The sequence below is a fragment of the Paenalcaligenes niemegkensis genome, from assembly GCF_022230885.1.
Classification (GTDB): domain Bacteria; phylum Pseudomonadota; class Gammaproteobacteria; order Burkholderiales; family Burkholderiaceae_B; genus Paenalcaligenes; species Paenalcaligenes niemegkensis.
This window is the reverse complement of sequence record NZ_JAKGCT010000004.1, coordinates 609,200-627,217: the sequence shown is the minus strand read 5'-3', so window position 1 is coordinate 627,217 and position 18,018 is coordinate 609,200. Positions and strand designations below refer to the sequence as shown.

19 protein-coding genes, 1 tRNA gene, 1 pseudogene and 1 riboswitch are annotated in these 18,018 nt (G+C 52.2%); of the genes and pseudogenes, 7 read left to right on the top strand and 14 right to left on the bottom strand.

All coding sequences use genetic code 11. From position 1 onward, the window contains the following. Positions 1–18 precede the first annotated feature (18 nt). The 9 genes and pseudogenes from L1889_RS07075 to L1889_RS07035 all read right to left on the bottom strand — a co-directional run bounded on the left by L1889_RS07075 (position 19) and on the right by L1889_RS07035 (position 9,035). On the bottom strand, positions 19–1,086 hold the full coding sequence (locus L1889_RS07075) for an ABC transporter ATP-binding protein (RefSeq protein ID WP_238664546.1): 1,068 nt from the start codon (positions 1,084–1,086) through the stop codon (positions 19–21). Continuing rightward, positions 1,083–2,848: pseudogene (locus L1889_RS07070) on the bottom strand (ABC transporter permease). The gene L1889_RS07075 and the pseudogene L1889_RS07070 overlap by 4 nt, the downstream one beginning before the upstream one ends. A 64-nt stretch (positions 2,849–2,912) precedes the next feature. Then, positions 2,913–3,995 (bottom strand): ABC transporter substrate-binding protein, encoded by a 1,083-nt coding sequence (locus tag L1889_RS07065; RefSeq protein WP_372871295.1) that lies wholly within the window; start codon positions 3,993–3,995, stop codon positions 2,913–2,915. Between the two features lie 77 nt (positions 3,996–4,072). Continuing rightward, complete coding sequence (locus L1889_RS07060; RefSeq protein WP_238664545.1) at positions 4,073–4,408, bottom strand: hypothetical protein; 336 nt, start codon at positions 4,406–4,408, stop codon at positions 4,073–4,075. Continuing rightward, a complete protein-coding gene (locus L1889_RS07055; RefSeq protein ID WP_238664544.1) occupies positions 4,405–5,148 on the bottom strand; it encodes an ABC transporter substrate-binding protein in 744 nt (247 codons plus the stop codon). The genes L1889_RS07060 and L1889_RS07055 overlap by 4 nt, the downstream gene beginning before the upstream one ends. A gap of 71 nt (positions 5,149–5,219) precedes the next feature. Then, positions 5,220–6,560, bottom strand: a complete 1,341-nt coding sequence (locus L1889_RS07050) for a sensor histidine kinase (protein ID WP_238664543.1) — start codon at positions 6,558–6,560, stop codon at positions 5,220–5,222. Continuing rightward, positions 6,557–7,234: a response regulator transcription factor gene (locus L1889_RS07045; RefSeq protein WP_238664542.1), complete on the bottom strand. Its 678-nt coding sequence runs from the start codon at positions 7,232–7,234 to the stop codon at positions 6,557–6,559. The genes L1889_RS07050 and L1889_RS07045 overlap by 4 nt, the downstream gene beginning before the upstream one ends. A 220-nt stretch (positions 7,235–7,454) precedes the next feature. Further along, a complete protein-coding gene (locus L1889_RS07040; protein WP_238664541.1) occupies positions 7,455–8,504 on the bottom strand; it encodes an NADP(H)-dependent aldo-keto reductase in 1,050 nt (349 codons plus the stop codon). A gap of 84 nt (positions 8,505–8,588) precedes the next feature. Beyond that, entirely contained in the window at positions 8,589–9,035 is a 447-nt protein-coding gene (locus L1889_RS07035; protein ID WP_238664540.1) for a YkgJ family cysteine cluster protein, read from the bottom strand. Between the two features lie 375 nt (positions 9,036–9,410). On the opposite strand from L1889_RS07035, the gene nhaA reads away from it, so the two are divergent. Next, positions 9,411–10,739, top strand: coding sequence for a Na+/H+ antiporter NhaA (gene nhaA, locus L1889_RS07030; protein WP_238664539.1), 1,329 nt, complete (start codon positions 9,411–9,413; stop codon positions 10,737–10,739). Positions 10,740–10,860: 121 nt separating this feature from the next. Next, a tRNA-Val gene (locus tag L1889_RS07025) sits at positions 10,861–10,937 on the top strand. Positions 10,938–11,083: 146 nt separating this feature from the next. On the opposite strand, the gene L1889_RS07020 is transcribed toward L1889_RS07025, so the two are convergent. Next, positions 11,084–11,446, bottom strand: a complete 363-nt coding sequence (locus tag L1889_RS07020; protein WP_238664538.1) for a pyrimidine dimer DNA glycosylase/endonuclease V — start codon at positions 11,444–11,446, stop codon at positions 11,084–11,086. 739 nt (positions 11,447–12,185) lie between these two features. Between L1889_RS07020 and L1889_RS07015 the strand changes: the two genes are divergently transcribed. Further along, entirely contained in the window at positions 12,186–12,518 is a 333-nt protein-coding gene (locus tag L1889_RS07015; RefSeq protein WP_238664537.1) for an isochorismatase family protein, read from the top strand. Between the two features lie 195 nt (positions 12,519–12,713). Here L1889_RS07015 and L1889_RS07010 read toward each other — a convergent pair whose 3' ends face one another. From L1889_RS07010 to L1889_RS07000, 3 genes are all read right to left on the bottom strand, one after another. Next, positions 12,714–12,887, bottom strand: coding sequence for a hypothetical protein (locus tag L1889_RS07010; RefSeq protein WP_238664536.1), 174 nt, complete (start codon positions 12,885–12,887; stop codon positions 12,714–12,716). Positions 12,888–14,025: 1,138 nt separating this feature from the next. Beyond that, a complete protein-coding gene (locus L1889_RS07005; RefSeq protein WP_238664535.1) occupies positions 14,026–14,604 on the bottom strand; it encodes a TMEM165/GDT1 family protein in 579 nt (192 codons plus the stop codon). Then, positions 14,605–14,783, bottom strand: a riboswitch (yybP-ykoY riboswitch). It abuts the gene before it with no gap. Between the two features lie 70 nt (positions 14,784–14,853). Next, complete coding sequence (locus tag L1889_RS07000) at positions 14,854–15,090, bottom strand: hypothetical protein (RefSeq protein WP_238664534.1); 237 nt, start codon at positions 15,088–15,090, stop codon at positions 14,854–14,856. A gap of 407 nt (positions 15,091–15,497) precedes the next feature. On the opposite strand from L1889_RS07000, the gene L1889_RS06995 reads away from it, so the two are divergent. The 3 genes from L1889_RS06995 (at position 15,498) to L1889_RS06985 (ending at position 17,168) form a co-directional block, all read left to right on the top strand. Continuing rightward, positions 15,498–16,019 carry a phosphatase PAP2 family protein gene (locus tag L1889_RS06995; protein ID WP_238664533.1) on the top strand — a complete coding sequence of 174 codons (522 nt, stop codon included), beginning with the start codon at positions 15,498–15,500 and terminating at the stop codon, positions 16,017–16,019. 346 nt (positions 16,020–16,365) lie between these two features. Continuing rightward, positions 16,366–16,734 (top strand): hypothetical protein, encoded by a 369-nt coding sequence (locus L1889_RS06990; RefSeq protein ID WP_238664532.1) that lies wholly within the window; start codon positions 16,366–16,368, stop codon positions 16,732–16,734. A gap of 113 nt (positions 16,735–16,847) precedes the next feature. After that, positions 16,848–17,168 carry a hypothetical protein gene (locus L1889_RS06985; RefSeq protein WP_238664531.1) on the top strand — a complete coding sequence of 107 codons (321 nt, stop codon included), beginning with the start codon at positions 16,848–16,850 and terminating at the stop codon, positions 17,166–17,168. 100 nt (positions 17,169–17,268) lie between these two features. On the opposite strand, the gene L1889_RS06980 is transcribed toward L1889_RS06985, so the two are convergent. Further along, a complete protein-coding gene (locus tag L1889_RS06980) occupies positions 17,269–17,553 on the bottom strand; it encodes a hypothetical protein (RefSeq protein WP_238664530.1) in 285 nt (94 codons plus the stop codon). 167 nt (positions 17,554–17,720) lie between these two features. Between L1889_RS06980 and L1889_RS06975 the strand changes: the two genes are divergently transcribed. After that, positions 17,721–17,969, top strand: coding sequence for a hypothetical protein (locus L1889_RS06975; protein WP_238664529.1), 249 nt, complete (start codon positions 17,721–17,723; stop codon positions 17,967–17,969). Positions 17,970–18,018: the final 49 nt, after the last annotated feature.

The following is an 18,018-nucleotide window of genomic DNA, read 5'->3' as shown; positions in this document are numbered from 1 at the left end:
TCAGGGTTCCGTGTTTTGCTAGGCAGCATAAGCCCATAGCACTTTGGGCGGTAACTGCACAAAGTAAGTGCCAGGAGACAGGCGTTCTTTCCCGTAGGCTCGCAGCACGCTGTCGGTGTTGGGAAGCTTAAAGATATATTCCCACTTGTCTCCTAGATACATGCTGGTGGTTAAGGGAAGGGATAAGGCTCCCTCAGTGACATGGCTGCTTACTTGAGTCTGTTCCACCCGGCAGATGGCAGAAACCTCGTCGCCCACTTGCAGCGAATCGCTGGTGCTACCCCATAGCTCTCCGTATGCTGTCGTGATACAAACATCGCCGTCTTTACGAACACTTACCGTTCCGGAAATTCTGTTATTACTACCCATGAACTCGGCAGCATAGAGGCTTTCAGGAGCGCTATACATGTGCTCTGGTGTACCTTGCTGTTCGATTCTGCCTTGATTGAGCAGCAAGATCCGATCCGATATGGCCATGGCCTCGTCTTGGTCGTGTGTTACCAGAAGCGCTGATAAGTTCAGGTTAACAATGAGCTCTCGCAAAAACGCTCGCGCCTCTTCCCGGAGCTTGGCGTCCAGGTTTGACAGGGGTTCGTCCAAAAGCAAAACTGGGGGGTTATAGACAATAGCTCGTGCGATGGCGACCCGCTGCTGCTGCCCGCCCGATAGCTGGTTGGGATAACGGCTCTCCAAACCCGCCAAACCCAGGTGGGTCAAGGTTTCGCTAACCTGGCTTTTCGCCTGTTGCTCCGGCGTTCTCCTCAGTTTCAACGGATAGATGACGTTTTCTGCCACGGTTTTATGGGGCCATAGCGCATAGGACTGGAAAACCAGCCCCAGGTTTCGCTGCTCTGCAGGAACCTCCAGCTTTTGCGCTCCATCGAACACCAATTGACTTGAAATTTGAATTCGCCCGCTAAGGGGCTGTTCGAGCCCCGCTACGGCACGAAGTAGAGTGGTTTTCCCGCTGCCGGATGCGCCTAGCAAGGAAACCACTTCACCTTTGGCAATGGTCATGGAAACCCCGTCGAGCACGAGGTTTTTATCGTATGCCAATTTAATATTTTCGACGGTGAGTTCGCTCATCGCAATTTCACTCCAAATCGTAGTGCAACGCCCAGACCGATGACGACTAACACTAAGTTGATAAAGGACAGCGCAGCAACAATATCAATAGCGCCGGTAGCCCAAAGGGACACTAGCATTGATCCTATCGTTTCGGTGCCCGGGGAGAGCAGGTAAACCCCGGTTGAGTATTCGCGCTCGAAAATCAGGAACATCAGTAACCATGAACCGATAAGCCCGTATTTGGCCAACGGCACGGTAATGTGGCGAGTGACTTGTGAGGGTTTGGCTCCCGCACTGCGGGCCGCCTCTTCGAGTTCAGGCCCTACCTGCAGCAAGGTAGATGAAATCAATCGCAAGCCGTAGGCCATCCATACTACGGTATAGGCCAGCCATACGCTGAAGATAGTGCTTCGTAATGCGCGCAGTTGCGGCACAAGGTTAAGGCTGAGCCATTCTGCAAACGGTAGTCCGCTCAACCAGCCTTTAGTCAGAGAATTATCCAGCCACATGGGAACGAACAAGAACACCCACAAGAAAGCGAGGCCAGCAAGCAGGCCGGGCACGGCTCGCGGAACCAACACGCTATAGTCCATAAAGCGGGTGATAGCATCGGGCTTTCGATGCATCGCCAAGCCAATAAAGGTATAGAACACGACCGCTAAAGCGCCTCCGAACACTCCAATGGCCACGGAGTTTACGATAGCTCGTATTAGCGGTGGCTGAGAAAACACCTGGCGAAAGGCATCCATGGATAGCACGTCGAATAATGACACGCCATAGCCCCAATTCGATACAAACGCGCGTAGGGCGATCCCAGTGATTGGCAAGACAATGGTAAGGGCAAGCCATAGAGCGACAATTCCGCCCGCTACCCACCTCCATTTTCCTAGAGGGAGCAAGCGCGCTTGGGTCGCTTTTCCTTTTACTGTAATGAACCGGCTCGCGTTCTGCATTAAACGGCGTTGCAGAGCAACCAAAGGTATGGTGATAGCAATCAGAACGACAGCGACTGCCGCCATCAAGTGATAAGACGGGACCCCTAGTTTATTAGTTAATTTATAAAGGTAGGTAGCTAAAACCAAGTTGCCTTCCGGGTCGCCCAGCACGAGCACCAGCCCAAATACCTCCAGGCCGAGAAAAAACAGCAAGACGGTGGCGTAGAGAATGGCGGGCCGTACCATTGGTAAGCTTACTGATCGCATGACTTCCAGGGGGAGGCTCCCGCAGTGCGGGCGGCCTCTTCTACATCTGAACCCATGCTGCGCAGCGCGGCTGAAATATACAGATAAGCATGGGGTACATGAGTCAGTCCGGCGATGACCACAATACTGCTGAAGGCGTAAATATTCCATGGCGCCGCCCCGACCAGAGCTTCAGCCCATACGGTGAAAAATCCCACTGGGCCAGCCGCTACTATATAGCCAAAGCCCAATACCATTGGTGAAACAAAGATAGGCACCAAGATTAGCGGTTCAATCCACCGGCGGCCGGGCAGGTCGGTACGCACCATTAGAAAGGCCAGGATTCCACCTAAAGGAATAGCGATAGCTGCAAGGCCGAAGGCCATAATAAAGCCACTACGGAGGGCTTTATAAAAATCAGGATCATCAAAAATGAAACGAAAAGCATCCAGGCTCGCACTTTTTTCGGGCATGAAAAAAGGGGCAGAAAGAAAGCTCTGAACAATAATGAAACTAAGAGGAACGTAAATGGCGAGCGCGGTAATTAACACTACCACCGCACGCGGCAATGATTGCCAGTGAGTTCTTAACGCGGTCATGGGATCATCCTCGATGCAGGCCCCAAACGCCTGGGGCGCCTGGAGCACAGCTTAATGAGATGGCTTATTTGTTGGCTGCAGTGCGCCACTCTTTAATGAAGTCGAGGCGTTCCTTCTGCTTTAGAAACGTCAGTAGACTTTCATCGACCGGGATCGGTTTCAAGGTGTCGCCCAATTTTTTGGTTAAGCCATCAACGTCGTTATCACCTTCGACGTCGTCTCGTATAGAGGCAAGGTCCGATTGGTTCGCCAATACGTCCTGCCCCGCTTTGGACAACAGGAAGTCAAGGAAAACCTTGGCAGCATTCGGGTGCTTTGCGGTCTCGCTGATGAAAGCGATGCGAGACAATATCAATGTGTAATCGTCAGGATAAATAACGCCAATGACCTCGTCCGTGCGAGCGCGTGTCTCGGCGTAACCTCCCAGGATGTTATAGCCAATCAGGTTCTCGCCTGACGATACGCGCTCCATCATAGTGCCGGTCGACGACTGCAGCACGAGGTTGGCTGAACCGACTCCTTTAATGAAGTCTAGATAGTTTTCGTTCTGGATGCTGTCCTGTGCCGCCAGCATATAGCCCACCGCAGATTTCTCAATGTCGTAGGTAGTGACTTTGTTGCGAAATCTATCATTGTCTCCAGAGACTAAAGCAGCGAGATCCGAATGGTTCTTTGGTTTTTCGTCGTCGCTGATCAAGCGCTTGTTGTAGATCATGACGGTCGGTTCAAAAGTAGTGCCGTAAGCTTTATGTTCCCATATAGACCAGTCGGGAAGGGATGTTGCCTCGGGAGACTCATAAGTGGCAGCGTATGTGGTTGCCAGCTGCATGGCTGAGTCCATCGATGAGCTCCAGACGATGTCACCGCTGTTGGCTCCAGACGCTTGCTCTCCTATGTATCGGTTATAAAGTTCCGTGCTATTCATATCAAAGTATTCCACTTTGATATTGGGATACTTTTGCTTAAAGGCTTTCAGAACCGGATCGGCGGCTTTGGTGTCGGTGGTAGAGTAAATCATCACCATCCCTTCTTTGTTGGCCTGTTCGACTACGCTGTCGTATTCAGCAGGATAGTCGGCGCTAAAGGCCATGCCGCTGTAGGCGCTCGCGGCTAAAATTAGCGCTGGAATTTGGTAACGCTTTTTCATGTGTGTCTCCTCAGGGTGTTATTCAGTGCGCCTATGTCGCCTGGCGCTTCGTCTACCCATTGTGTAGACTTTCCCTGTCATCGACCTGTCAGCGGAGCAGGAGTGTCGGTGATGAGACGTTCCCAGTTTTGAATGAACCTCTGTTTTCGAGCAGGATCCAAGGCCACCAGCAACGCGGGACTCAACTCAAGACTTTGGATGGTGCCTGCCTTGGCGAGCTTGGGCGCTAAGCCAGTAGGGGTAACACCTTCAGGCTGAATGATAGAACCCAGATAAGCAGTTTCCGCTACGATTTTCTGCCCGTTATCAGAGAGCAAATAGTCGATAAAAAGTTTTGCCAGGTCGGGTCTGGGACTGCTGTTGCGTATTAAGGCTGTACGGGAAAACACCAGTACGTAATCGTTGGGAATCACGATTTCAATAGGAGCCCCTCTTTTTGCCATGCGTAGGCGTAGGACCCTAACAAGTTATAACCTACACTCAATTTGCCAGAGACCAGATCCTCGAGGATCTCGCCGGTTGTGTCGTAAAGGCGTACGCCAGCCCTACCCAGGGCGTTAGTCATGCCCCAGAAGTCGTAGGAACTCCGTTCATCGTGAACTGCCAATAAGTAACCCAGTCCGCTACGTCGTATGTCGTAAGTTCCGATACGATCGAACCAGCCATCCCGCTGTTTCTCCAGTTCGTTCAACAGGCCTGCGCGAGTCGGCGCCCGATGCGCAGGTAACAGCGCTTTTGAGTACACCAGCACGATAGGCTCAAGCGTGAAACCAAAAACCTCGTTGCGCCACTTGGCCCACTCCGGGATCTTTGCTGCATGGACCGAACGATGGGCTTGGGCGTAGCCATCATTCGCCAGTTTCAACTGCAAATCTACGGCCGAGCTGATAAGTACGTCTACATGTTCTAATTGCCCAGAGACTGTCTGTACATAGAGGTCTTGAGTATCAATGTCTTCATAATGGACGTTTACGTCGGGGTGCTTTTCCTGGAAGCCTGCCACCAGGCTTCCCACGACTTGATGATCGGTGGGCCCGGCGATATTTAACATCGGGTTAACGGATGAAGGGATAGGGGCGGGGTAAAAATAGGGCGTGTTGGCGAAAACGCGCGTGGGCAGAACAGAAGCTACTACCAGTGTGGCCGCCAGCACAGTAAGCAATACTGACGAGGCGGAGCGGAAGCTAGAATTGGAGGCCTTTATGGGGAGCTCGATGCGGACGGTTAATCCAGGTCCATAGCGCTGGCGTAGTTGCAGGCTTCCCCGTGGGCTTTCGCCACGTTTTGGGCAATGGCTAGGCCCAGACCCGATCCCAGGGTTTTACCCGCGGTACTTCCTCGTACGAATCTCTCCATTACCGACTCGGCTTCGGAAGCGCTTAGCCCTGGCCCTCGATCAGAGACGTCGAATACCAGCTTTTTCTCCAAACTAAGATACGTCCTGATTTCGACATCCGAGTCAGGCGCGTAAAGCAGGGCATTCTCAAGTAAGTTGCGCAGCATTTCACGTAGAGCAATTGGATCGCCCGCAAGCTCTGCCTGCTGTGCCGGTGGAGTGAGGTTAACGCTAATTCGCGAGCGTTCTTCCGGGCTTAACCGGGATACAGAGTCTTTGATGAGCGTTTGTGGAGCAAGCGAGCTAAAGACAGTCGTGTTGCGGCGGTGCGTAATGGTGGCATCCATAAGCATCTGATTAATCAGCTTGCTTGTCTGCGCGCAATTGCGATGTATAGCTTCCAGTAACTCATGTTGGCGTTTTTTATCAGTTTCAAGCAGCGCAAGCTCGCTTTGCAGACGCAGACTCGACATTGGTGTACGTATTTGATGCGCGGCATCGGCGACGAGTGTCTGCATGGTCTGCATAGCGTTCCCTAAGCGAAGCATAAAAGCGTTCAAGGTCTGAACTAATCCGCTGATCTCGCTAGGAACGGGGCGGGTAATGGGATTGAGATTAGTAGGTGAGCGTGTTTGTAATTCACTCTTCAAGGTGCGCAGTGGCGAGAAAGCAATACGTATTCCCAGCGCCAGAATCACAATTGCCAAGGCAATCAGAACACCCATCGGAAGCAGGCTCTGGGTGAAAAGCTCCTTGGCAAGTGTTTCTCGGGTATTGCGGGTTTCGGCCACTCGAATCGTTAGCCATTGAGGCTCTCCTTGAGAGCTACCGCTGCTGAATCGCCCAATACTGGATATGCGCAGATGAAGATTTTTATAGTGAATATTTTGATAAGCAGGCTGCTCACTGTTAGCTAGGGGAAGATCGGCGTCTAAGTCAGGGTACCCGGCAATGAGCTGTTCAGCCGATCGTACGACATAAAAAACCTTTTCATTTTTAGGCAGCATGGCCATGGCAGAGTAGGGCAACTCTACGAGTAAGGCGCCATCCTCGTTGCGGATGGCATTGGCAACTGTCAGGGCTGAGGCTGTCAACAGTCTGTCGAATGCCCGGTCTGAGGCGCGCTGAGCGTATTGGTAAGAAATCACCCCCATTGCCAGTACGGCTACGCTGAGTATCAGTAAGCCCACAATAACGATGCGTCGTTGTATAGAAAAGCCGTTGCTCATGAGGTGGAGCCGGCGAACAGTGCGCGGTAGCCTGTGCCCCGCACTGTTTCGATTTCAATGGAGGCGCCATTCAGCTTACGGCGTATGCGGGATATATGCAGCTCTATCGCGTTAGGCGTGGCGGATTCGTCAAAATTGAACAGTTGAACCATCAATCTTTCCTTAGAAACCACCTGATTCAAGCGAGCCAACAGTATTTCAATCAAACAAAATTCGCGGGGGCCAAAATCGATGGTGTGTTGATCGATGGTGATTCGCCTGCCCGCCACGTCCATACTCAAATTACCGATTTGTACGACGCTTGTGATTTGGCCTGTAGGCCGACGCATCAGCGCTCTTAATCTGGCTTCAAGCTCACGCAGATCAAAAGGTTTAACGAGATAGTCGTCTGCTCCGAGATCAAGCATGCTTACACGATCTTCGATTTCTGCGCGTGCGGTCATGACGAGCACAGGAACATGGTTGTCGTTATTACGTAATTTGGCAATGATTGCAAATCCATCGCGATCCGGAAGCATAATATCGAGCAGTATTGCGTCCCAGTCGTCTGACATTGCATATCGTATGGCTTCGGTGCCGTTGGTAACCCATTCGGTGCTGTGGCCAGTTTGCCGTAAACGGCTATGGATTGCCGACCCAAGCTCCAGGTTATCTTCGACGATTAAAATCCGCACAGTTGCTCCGTAGTTAGAATGCTGGCGTACGCGATATGTGTCGCTGCCAACGCTTCATCATTCTAGGTCTATCGGGCAGCCAAGTTGGAGGAGGGATTACCCGAGCAATAAAAGGCGCCTCAACTGCCTTGCCCTTATGAGTTGAGCATTTCAGTTGAGGCGCTTTGCAGGCGTATCGAGTGGTGAGTGTCGGGTAAAGCTAAGTGCTTATTCTCGCAGCTTATGGCGCCGGGTTCTGGTACTGACGATGAATCGTATTGATTTCATCGATAATGTCATTCGACAGCGTGATGTTCACACTCTCAATGTTTTCCCTCAGCTGCTTCAGGTTCGTTGCCCCAATAATATTACTGGTTACGAAAGGCTGCTGATTAATGAAGGCAAGTGCCATGGTTGCCGGCGGAATGCTGTGCTTGCGGGCCAGTGCTACGTAGCCCTCGGTTGCGGCTTCACACAGCAGGCTGTTGTAGCGGGTAAAGCGCTCGTAGACGGTCAAGCGAGCACCATCAGGACGAGCACCGTTCAGGTACTTTCCTGAAAGCATTCCCATTGCCAGCGGCGAATACGCAAGCAAGCCTACCCTTTCACGATGGCTGAACTCAGACAAGCCATGCTCAAAGGTACGGTTAAGCAGGTTGTAGGGGTTTTGAATAGTGACCACGCGTGGCAGATTGTGCATTTCCGCGAACTTGATGAACTGGCTCACGCCCCAAGGGGTCTCGTTTGACAGACCAATGTAGCGAACCTTGCCTTCCTGGACAAAATCATTCAGGGCCTCGAGGGTCTCGTGTATAGAGACGGACTCTTCATCTTCTACCCATGGGTAGGCCAGCTCACCAAACATATTGGTGCTCCGGTCAGGCCAATGGAGCTGGTAGAGGTCTACGTAATCAGTGTTAAGCCGGGTCAGGCTTTGCTCCAGTGCCTCACGCAAATTGGCTTTATCCAGTTTGGCTTTTCCTGGACGTATGTGCCCGGGGCGGCCAGGGGTTCGCGTTGGCCCAACCGCTTTAGTAGCCAAAAAGATCTCATGGCGTCTGTTTGACAGGCTAAGCCATGATCCTATATAACTTTCGGTAAGCCCGGCGGTGTCAGCTTTTGGGGGCACCGGATACATTTCGGCCGTGTCTACAAGGTTGACCCCTTTGGACAAGGCGTAGTCAATTTGTTCATGAGCCTCGGTTTCAGTGTTCTGTTCGCCCCACGTCATGGTGCCTAAGCCCACCACGCTCAGCTCGATTTCCGTGTTGCCCAGTTTGCGGTATTTCAATGTGTCAGCTCCGAGTGACGGGTTAGCATCTTTGCAAGGCCCTTGTAGGACCTCTAATACGGGCACAGTGTAAACGCAGAATCATCAGGCGGCTAGGTCGCGTCCTGATAAATCGTCTAAAAGGGAAAGACCGATGGCTGTGCGCAGACGCTGGCAATCCGGGTTCGGCTCGCCTCTTTCATTGTAGGGTTCATAGTCACGGCATACAGAAGGGCGAAGTTCGTAAATACCACAGCGAACGTTGCTCAGGCCAAGGTCGCCCTTTAGTCCAATACAGCGGCCGCCGCCGTCTTCTGTGCCTTTCATCGCGGCGCGCAAGGGACCGACTTGTGTAACCAGCGATACGGGTACCCAGCCGCCGGTTTCGCCTTCAAGCTCCCCACTGTAAAAAGAAACACGGAAATGACTGCAGCAGGCCCCGCATCCGTGGCAGGGGTTGAAGGGCTGCGGGCGCGAATTTGATAATTTTCTGAACCGTGGGCTGGGCAGGCTCGTGATGGTGTCGGGGTCTAGCGTTATAGCAGAGCTCATGGGCTCAACTCCATCAAGGGATAGTAAAAGTCGAAGAACGCTAACACCGTGATATGCCGCTAATTTTAATGGTTTTTATGCAGGCTTGAAAACTGATATTTACTATGGGTTAGTGTGGCGCAACGGCTGTTTGTACGTGGAAAAACAGTGTGGTGCTTGCGTATTTAATGTTCGTCGTAGTCTTGCTGTCTTCATGTCTTAAGTGCGGGCATATTGCCTTAACGCCCATTCTGATATACGCTAAAAAATGGGTGTCGGGTCAGCATAGGGCTGATCTAGGACAGATAAACGCGTTGGTCGGGCCGCCACGCATTACGTTAATTGCGTCCTATGACCCCAAAAAACCACGCCGGTTTACCGGCCGCGCAGCTATGGATGCGCACATTTCTTGGCGCGACTCAGCGCATCTTACAGATTGAAGCCGTTAGCGGTGCTGTCCTTATTGCAGCCGCAATGCTTGCGCTTATGCTCGCTAACTCGCCCGCTGCGGCCAGCTATCATGGCCTCTGGTCCAGCCACCTCAGCCTTGGTCTAGGCGGTTACTCAGTATCTCAACCCTTGCATTTCTGGGTCAACGACGCCCTGATGACGGTGTTTTTCCTGGTAGTGGGGATGGAGATTCGTAGTGAAATTCATAACGGAGCCTTGTCTACCCTGAGAACTGCCGCCTTACCCCTGGCCGCCGCACTTGGTGGCGTACTTGTACCTGCGTTTGTATACCTGAGCTTGAACACCTCAGGTGAAATCAGTAACGGGTGGGCTGTACCCACAGCCACTGACATCGCATTTGCCGTCGGCGTGCTGGCCTTATTGGGACGATCTATTCCATCAAATGTACGCATCTTGCTATTGGCTGTAGCCATCATTGATGACATTGTGGCGGTACTGATTATTGCATTCTTCTACTCGGGCGGTCTGGATGTGTCCGGCTTGCCTTGGGTAGCTGGAGGCATTGTGCTCGTGCTGACTATGCAGAAACTGGGCCTAGGTGCGGCTTATCTCTATGTATTGCCTGGTGCCATGCTGTGGTTCGGTTTATTGAAAATCGGCGCGCATCCCACCTTGGCCGGCGTTATTCTGGGATTGATGACGCCGGTTATGGCCAAGCCGCTGTTTGCATCCGCCAGCACGGTTTTAAAACAAGAATCGACTTTCTTGGCAGCCAACACAAGCGGCGTCACCGTGGCTGAACAGCAGATTGCTTTCAGCTTGAACAAAATGCGAGAGGTACAGCGCGAAATATTGCCTCCCGTGTCCCGCGTACAAATGTCCCTGCACCCCTGGGTTGCCTTCGTGGTCATGCCCATCTTTGCACTTGCCAACGCAGGCGTAACCGTGGGCGGAGTTGACCTCTCTGCCGTCGGCGCCCAATCCGTTATGCTTGGCGTTATTGTGGCTCTGGTTATTGGCAAGCCGCTGGGTATTTTCTTGCTTTGCCAAGTGGCTGTGCGCAGCGGGTTATGTCAGCTACCACCGGGCGTGACATGGGGCGGGGTGCTGCTGGTGGGTCTCTTTGCGGGAATCGGCTTTACGATGTCCATCTTTATAGGCACGCTGGCCTTTACTGACGAAAATTTGTTAAATGCTGCAAAGCTGGGTGTGTTGATCGCGTCACTGACGGCGGCACTGGTTGGCTTAGGCTGGGGTTTCTCGCTGCGTAAGCGATTGAAGAAGCAAAGAGAATGTAGCAACAACGTGCAATAGGGTGCTGTTGGCGTGTTGAGGCTGATAAGGTTAAAAGCCCCGGTGTGTTATACGGCTTGACACAAGTCATAGAACCGGGCTATTATCTTTTTCTTCGCAGATACAGAAGCAGGCGAAATATAGGCGGTTAGCTCAGTTGGTTAGAGCGCTACGTTGACATCGTAGAGGTCGCTGGTTCGAATCCAGTACCGCCTACCAAGATACCCACAGGGTACCTCTCCCTGCCACAGAAAGCCGCGCCCAGTAAGGGCTTGCGGCTTTTTTGTTGCTCGGACTTGCACAGGGCAAATCACGATAATGGGGGCAGGGGTGGGTAGCGGGGCTTTTTTGCATTTTCAGCGTTGCTAACTTCGGTCTTTGATTCGTTGGCGGTTCAGGCTCAGCGCTTCCTCCGTTGGGTTCCAGTCACTCCAGTAGCTATCGGGAATGGCTGGCCAGTCTTCTCGGCGCATACCCGAAAAGGCCGGCTTATAGCCGCGTCGCTTCATTTCTTCAATTAATTCAGCATGCCTCTGAGCAAGATAGCCAAGGCGGGTATAGAAGAAAAGCAGATGTCCTTTTCCGAGGGTATAGCAATCAGGCTGGGAGAGGGTGCCACGCGCAGCTGCTTTTTCGGCAAGGGCGAATACTCGCGGCAGCTCACGATACTCGGCAATGAGGTGAGGGCCGCTTAGCTCTTCAACAGGAACACAGTTAATTCGGGTCATGGCGTCAGTTTATTTCAGAACTGCGTTTGTATCGTATGGGCACCGCCGCTTGTTGCGGGTGTGTTGTTTTTGACTGGCTGGGCCGCGCCGCAGTCGTGAATGCATTTATTTCTGAGCGGCATGGCATTTGCATCGTCACCTGAAGAATCTACCCAAAGTCTGCTATAAGAGAAGGCTAAAGTAACTTTGTAGGTGTATGAAAGATGTCCATTCGAATGTTGAACCGATGTGGCTTATCGCTGCTTTTTATCGCACTTATTTCTGGGTGCTCTTCGAGCGGAGGTTCGGAGCGTAGTGTCAAGTGCAAGATAAGCCCTAGCAGCTGCATACATAAGGGCTCCTATGAGCCTGATGAGGAAGAGTTTGCTGAGAAGGAAGCAAAAGACCTGAACCGGGCTGCATCAAGAAAAGTGCGCCGCTCTAGCTGGTGATGGCGATCTGATTTTGCATTTAAACGTATAGCGCTTGTCACCATGCTACCTCGCTCCACACCCTTGACGGAATGGGCCGCGCTTTACACGAAGCGCGTCGACCAAGATTATGGTTGGCCGGGTCGTACGGCGCTTCGGTCTGAAGTCGAGCGGAATGTGGCTTGGTCCATCGCCGCAACGCCTGAGTAACGGCAATCACGCTGCGTTTCTCACCGCCAGACTGGCTGGTTAGGGGCATTAACGAACTAACTGACCATATATCATCAGTGGCGATAATAGAGTTGCACGACGAGGCACGCACTCCTTTTGTGAGCCAACTAGGCTGGTGCCCCGCTGTAGACGACCGCAGTTTGGTAAATGCAGATAAGCTATTCGTCAAGCACGGCTATGCTTCGTCGGAGCTCACAATGGAGTATCTGAAGCAGTGGAACCCGGATCGCGTTCTGGTCTGCGGTCTTCAAACTGAGACCTGTGTACTTGCAGCGGGCTTCGCCCTATTCGATGCAGGACTGCACCCTACGCTGGTTACTGATTTGACCGTCGGTTCGTCGCTCGACAGGTCGGGCCAGCTTGGGATTAAGCTGTGGAAACATCACCCGGACCGCGGCCCCGGGCTCTTCAGTCGGCACGATAATTGCTAGACATAGTTGGCTCATTGGAGCCAATTATTAGGAGTAAATCATGAGAAAGTTACTTGCAGTTGCGTTATGTTCATTCCCGTTGGTGGTGACAACAACGGTATACGCCCAAGGCGCAACCGAGAACCCCAGTGGAACGAGCAAGACCGGCACTTCTAACACTGACACTCGCGGTGCCAGCAGTAGTGGCGATACATCTCATACCCCTAGCAACAGCGGGTCTTCATCAGGAGGAGCGTCTACGCAATCTGGACCCAAACCTGGCGGCGACAGCCCCCACAGTACATCTGGAAGGGACAGTACATCTGGAAGGGACAGTACCAGTAGCGACACCTCGGGCACGAATAATAGAGGAAGTTCGAACGACAACAATACCGATCAACCTAAGACCGGCACTTCACATGGCAGCGGCGATTCCAGCTGGAACGGGGCAGCCACTGGAGCTAGAACTGGGCCGTCCGATGCCATCTCTTCTCCGCCCAGGACACCAGAAACAGCAAACCCGCAGCCTGCAGAAAAAACTGACAGCAAGAACCATCCGACTAAATAAGCAGATGCTGTAGTATTGCCATCGACCGAGGACAATATCACGCCATTTTACCGGTTTGGATTAGAGTGCTCGCGCTTAGTCTCAAGAGGAAGGGGTCGGAGAACTTAGAGAAAGGCGAGTAATAAGCGTGGAGCCTTAAACTCGCCTTTGTCCTGACAGATGTTTTTTATGATGCTGTAACATTCAAAAGCGGCGGTCGTTAGCTGGTTGCTGTTTTTTTCGGAAGAGAGTGCTTTTTATTTTGAAGGCATGGTTTTTACTTGGGAAGAGTCATATATAGCCCCTAAGTAATCCTCTGCATTACCAGGCCATAGCTTGAAGCCCAGACAGGACTCCCATTTATCAAACTGCTGTAACCAACATGTTCTGCATACAGAACATTGATACAGGGATTGGAGTCCTCGTTTGCCGTCTGGCTCATCTTGGAAAAGAATCCGTAAGTGCATATGAGCCACCGAGCTTGCCTTTGACGGTCCTAAGGCGCGGCACATAGAACACATGACAGCTGAATCTAGCGTACCCATTGGACTGCTCCCCTTTGGTTAACGTATCTAAATTATGCAACCTAAATACATACTGACAGAACCGAGAAGAAGCCGCAACATGCAGATACTCCCTTTTATATTTTGAGCACCAGGACTTAACTTTCGAGGCGTTTGTGTGACCGCAGTCGGCTATTCTTGCAATCTAGGGGCGGACGCTGCGCCAGTATATTGAACAGCTGCCCGGTGTTGGATCCGGCTCGGCAGCTAATTCCCTTAGTCGTTTCACTTCACGAAGAAGGGTCAGCACGTCTTGATTGCGCATGTTTCCTTCATGGGTGGTTTTAAGGTCTCGATATTGCAACATGATTATATTAAGTAGACGCAAAAAACGCCCGCTCTATGGCGGGCTTGCTCGACTCACAAAGTATTAGCGTTTAAGACTATTACTTTTACCGACTACGCCTTAAAACGGAGATCAAAACCATCCCGTGGTGCGTAAGGCCTGCCATAGCGCCAGCAGACCAAGTATGGCGAAAATACAGGCAGCAATAGAGTGAACTAAGCGTACCGGGAGCTTGTTCGCCAAACGGCCACCGACCAATACCGCTGGAACGTTCGCGAGCATCATCCCCAGGGTGGTCCCAATAACCACCGACCAAAACGCATCATATTGCGCTGCTAGGGCAATGGTGGCGATCTGGGTTTTGTCTCCCATTTCCGCAATGAAAAAGGCTATCAGCGTCGTGACAAATACACCGTACCGTGGCAGCTCCAGTCCCTCTTCGTCCAGCTTGTCTGGGATCATCATCCATCCGGCCATCAGCAGAAATGAAACTGCCAATATCCAGGTGAGCACTTGTGGGTTGAAAACAGAAGGAAGTAACGAACCAAGTGCGCCAGCCAAACCGTGATTGAGCAGAGTTGCTACCAAGATGCCCATGATAATGGGGAGTGGACGTTTAAATCGAGCGGCCAGCACAAAAGCCAGTAGTTGTGTTTTGTCGCCAATTTCGGCGAGCGCAACAATACCAGTAGAAACAAATAAAGCTTGCATGTGAACCCCTGGCCGGATGAGAGACGATTGACCGCACTACCTCTCCGGCCATATGGGAAGGCTGTACGGTCAAAGGTCTTGCCAGGCATTAAGCTGCCAGCGCCATGCGGTATGGGATACCACAAGTATGTTGACGAAGGCCTCTAGAAGAAGAGCGGCTACTCCCCAATGACAGCCGACATGGTACCAACTTAAAAATTAAAGTCCAATCTGCGGAGGCTTAGGCGGCTTTCTATAGATTTTCACGAGTTAGTTATCAATAACCGCCAGACGCGAATCGCCTGAATCCATTGGCAGTCGTACTTGCGCACGCAGCCCCAGCGTGCTGGCGTACAGTTCGCCCGAGAGCGCATCCAAAGGCCGAGGTGCTTGCCCTTTAGCCAGGGTTTCAAATTGTCGGTAGACAGAGTGGGTGTCAGACAGGCTTTCGATACCGTCGGCCACCGCGTATTGGTTGCCGCTAATGGCAGCGTCATGGAGCCGCATGGGCGTAGGTTGTGGACCAGGGCCTGGGTTAAGCGCTGGATTTGGCTCCGGCTCGGGGACAGGGCTTGGTTCCGGTGTCGGTTCAGCGTCGAGGGGTGTCTGGCGCTCCAGAGTGAGCGTTACCTCGGTATCGGTATAGAAATTGGGTTACAGTAATGGGTGCTATTGACTCAGCAAATTTACGAAAATTGATGACTAAAACCTTTGGGGACATAATTGGGGGCACGAATTAGGCTTAGAGAAAGCGGAATGCTTGGAAAACAAGGGTTTAGAGCGGCACCCTCGTTTCAGTACCGCCTACCAAGACGCTTCCCAGCAGCAAGCCGTATTGTCCAGAAAGCCGCACCCACAAGGGGCTTGCGGCTTTTTTGTTGTTCGGGCATTGACGCAGGCGAGACTTCGGAATTATGAACTTAACGATATTTTTGGCATTAAATGCAGGTAGTAGTCCCAGCCCTGCAGCGGTCGCTTTGGCATTGTTTTTCAGTAAATACGTACCTTATTGCCTAATGGCGTATTGTGCTGTTGCCTTCTTGTTCGGAGGCAAGGAGCTTCGTTTCACGCTGCTTATCACCTTGGTCGCGGCGTCAGTCGCTGCGGCCGTTAGTTGGCTCATTGGGCACTATGCCTATGTGCCTCGGCCTTTTGTCGAGGCGGTTGGCCACGCGCTGCTGACCCACAAAGACAATGCATCTTTTCCAAGCAATCATACGATGTTTATGGTGATTTTCGCCACCACGTTTTTGATGGACAAACAAAGAAAAATCGGCTTGCTCTTCAGCATCCTGGCGCTGTGCATAGGCTGGTCAAGAGTGTTTCTTGGTCTTCACTATCCAGCGGATATTGTGGGCGCAGTCGTCATAGGCATGATCGTTTCTCTGCTTGTATGGATGCTTTTGCGCCCTCGAACTCCTCATTCAGCACGGTAATTGCTAGATCCAGTTGGCTCATTGAAGCCTATTATCAGGAGTAAATCATGAGGAAGTTACTTGCAGTTGCGTTGTGCTCCTGCCCGCTAGCATTAGGGGTGTCTCTGGAGCGAAGCGCAACTATTGTAAGAGTATCAAGGCAAGACGAGGCTTTACGGAGGCCTATATCAGCAGCGACTTGAGAGCTATATAAAACCGCTGGGCTAGATTTTCTTTATATGCGATTATTGGTGAGGCGTAGCTTTTTCATCGCCCTGTATGCTCGCTGATATTCTCGAGCTCCTCAATAGACATGGTAATTGTTAGACATGGTTGGCTCATCAGAGCCAAATACCAGGAGAAAATCATGAGAAAGTTACTTGCGATTGCGCTATGTTCCTTACCGCTAGTGCTGACAACCACGGTGTACGCCCAAGGCTCTAATGCCAGCCCCCGAGGAGCAAGCTCGGGCGACGCCAAGGGGCCCGGCGCCTCCGACGCTAATATCGGCGGGGCCAGCGCCGCCGAGGTAAAGAATAGCAGGAGTGGTGGCACACCGAAGACGAATAGCGGCGGTTCGAAGGACAATAAAACCGACGAGCATAAAGAGGGCGCCGCACACGGCAGCGGCGCTCCCGGAGCGGCCAAGAACGTCAACGCTACTGGGGCATCAAGTTCGGACACTCCACTACCCAAAACATCAGAAACAGTACAACCAAAGAGCAGAAAAAACTGATGAGGAGAATCCCCGTCTAGACGGGCCTTGGCGGGGTAGGGGTTTTCTCTATGGAAGAGGTATCAGGGCACGCCTAGAATCGGACGATGCGCCGTGGTGGCGCCGGAGGCAGTATGAAAATAGTGAAGATCGGCAAACCCAATGAAGCAGAAGCAGGGGCCATTCGTGCAAAACTGCCGGGGACTCCGGAAATTCAAGTTGATGAGCGAGGCAAGCTTGCCATTCAGGTTACCGCCTGGGTACCCGATAGCGACGGCAACTCCCAACAGCATCAAGTAGTGCTGACGGATGGCGATATAGAGAGGCTACTTTCCTGCCTTTCGAATCCACGTGATTCAGAGTCGACAGAGGTTGTCGGCAAGTTTATGCAACAGAATCTAAGAAGCATTCTTCGGCTGAGTGCGCTTGGAGCAGGCACGACGCTAATCGATTAGTGAACCGCCTGTGCCGGCTTGGCTGGGCTCTCTCGGAGTCTCACCCAAGCCAGTGTCAACCGACACATCAAAGTAACTTCAGGGCATGTTACTACGCTGATCACGATTGATCGTTAGGAGACTCCTTACTCTTCTTCAGCTTCATCGGGGTGTCGTCCTTAGGCTTGAACGCAGTGGAAGGGGCGCTTTGCGGGATTGGGCTGCCATCAAATCGCGTCGCTTTCTGTCCCTTAGCCTCTTCCCGCTCGCGGGCGTCTTTCGGTTTTTTAGTTGGCGGCTCCAGATCCAGCTCTTCGCGAGGATCTGGTCTGGACTGCGTCCGTCGATCGTCCTTATTGCCTGCATGTTGGTCAGTGCGGTTTGTCCCGCTCTTGGGTTTTGACATAATGCTCTCCTTGCTTGAAAGTTAACACCAGCAAGTAATGTTCCCGGATGGACGAAGAGGCGCCGTCCAACAGCATAAAGGGTCGGAGACGACTAACAACCAGAAAGCTATGAGCAGGCACGCCACTTGCTCGAAGTGGGAAGAGCAAGTCTTAGGTGGAGGCGAATATGCGCAGACTGGGAGCTATCTTGATAATGTTGGGCACGAACATTGCAGTAGGCTCATTGGTGGCGGCCTTCTGGATGGCGTCTCTTGAATGTGCGATGGACGAGGCTGATGATACATGCAAAGAGGGGGCGGTAGTGCAGTTCATCAATCTGATGACCTCTGTTGACGGCCTTATCTATTGGGGTGTGGTTGTTGTGGGAGGCTTGGTGTTTTGGTGGGGCCAACGGATGCGGGGCAAAGCCAGCTGAGGGGCAGACTGGCCCGGCTTAGAAACCGCTGCTTAGTTACTGGGCATAT

Excerpts from the sequence above, each read along its gene's own strand:
- L1889_RS07075 (WP_238664546.1), bottom strand. The coding sequence starts at position 1,086 with ATGAGCGAACTCACCGTCGAAAATATTAAATTGGCATACGATAAAAAC.
- L1889_RS07065 (WP_372871295.1), bottom strand. The coding sequence starts at position 3,995 with ATGAAAAAGCGTTACCAAATTCCAGCGCTAATTTTAGCCGCGAGCGCC.
- L1889_RS07050 (WP_238664543.1), bottom strand. The coding sequence starts at position 6,560 with ATGAGCAACGGCTTTTCTATACAACGACGCATCGTTATTGTGGGCTTA.
- L1889_RS07035 (WP_238664540.1), bottom strand. The coding sequence starts at position 9,035 with ATGAGCTCTGCTATAACGCTAGACCCCGACACCATCACGAGCCTGCCC.
- nhaA (WP_238664539.1), top strand. The coding sequence starts at position 9,411 with ATGCGCACATTTCTTGGCGCGACTCAGCGCATCTTACAGATTGAAGCC.
- L1889_RS07020 (WP_238664538.1), bottom strand. The coding sequence starts at position 11,446 with ATGACCCGAATTAACTGTGTTCCTGTTGAAGAGCTAAGCGGCCCTCAC.
- L1889_RS07005 (WP_238664535.1), bottom strand. The coding sequence starts at position 14,604 with ATGCAAGCTTTATTTGTTTCTACTGGTATTGTTGCGCTCGCCGAAATT.
- L1889_RS07000 (WP_238664534.1), bottom strand. The coding sequence starts at position 15,090 with ATGCGGCTCCATGACGCTGCCATTAGCGGCAACCAATACGCGGTGGCC.
- L1889_RS06995 (WP_238664533.1), top strand. The coding sequence starts at position 15,498 with ATGAACTTAACGATATTTTTGGCATTAAATGCAGGTAGTAGTCCCAGC.
- L1889_RS06990 (WP_238664532.1), top strand. The coding sequence starts at position 16,366 with ATGAGAAAGTTACTTGCGATTGCGCTATGTTCCTTACCGCTAGTGCTG.
- L1889_RS06985 (WP_238664531.1), top strand. The coding sequence starts at position 16,848 with ATGAAAATAGTGAAGATCGGCAAACCCAATGAAGCAGAAGCAGGGGCC.
- L1889_RS06980 (WP_238664530.1), bottom strand. The coding sequence starts at position 17,553 with ATGTCAAAACCCAAGAGCGGGACAAACCGCACTGACCAACATGCAGGC.
- L1889_RS06975 (WP_238664529.1), top strand. The coding sequence starts at position 17,721 with ATGCGCAGACTGGGAGCTATCTTGATAATGTTGGGCACGAACATTGCA.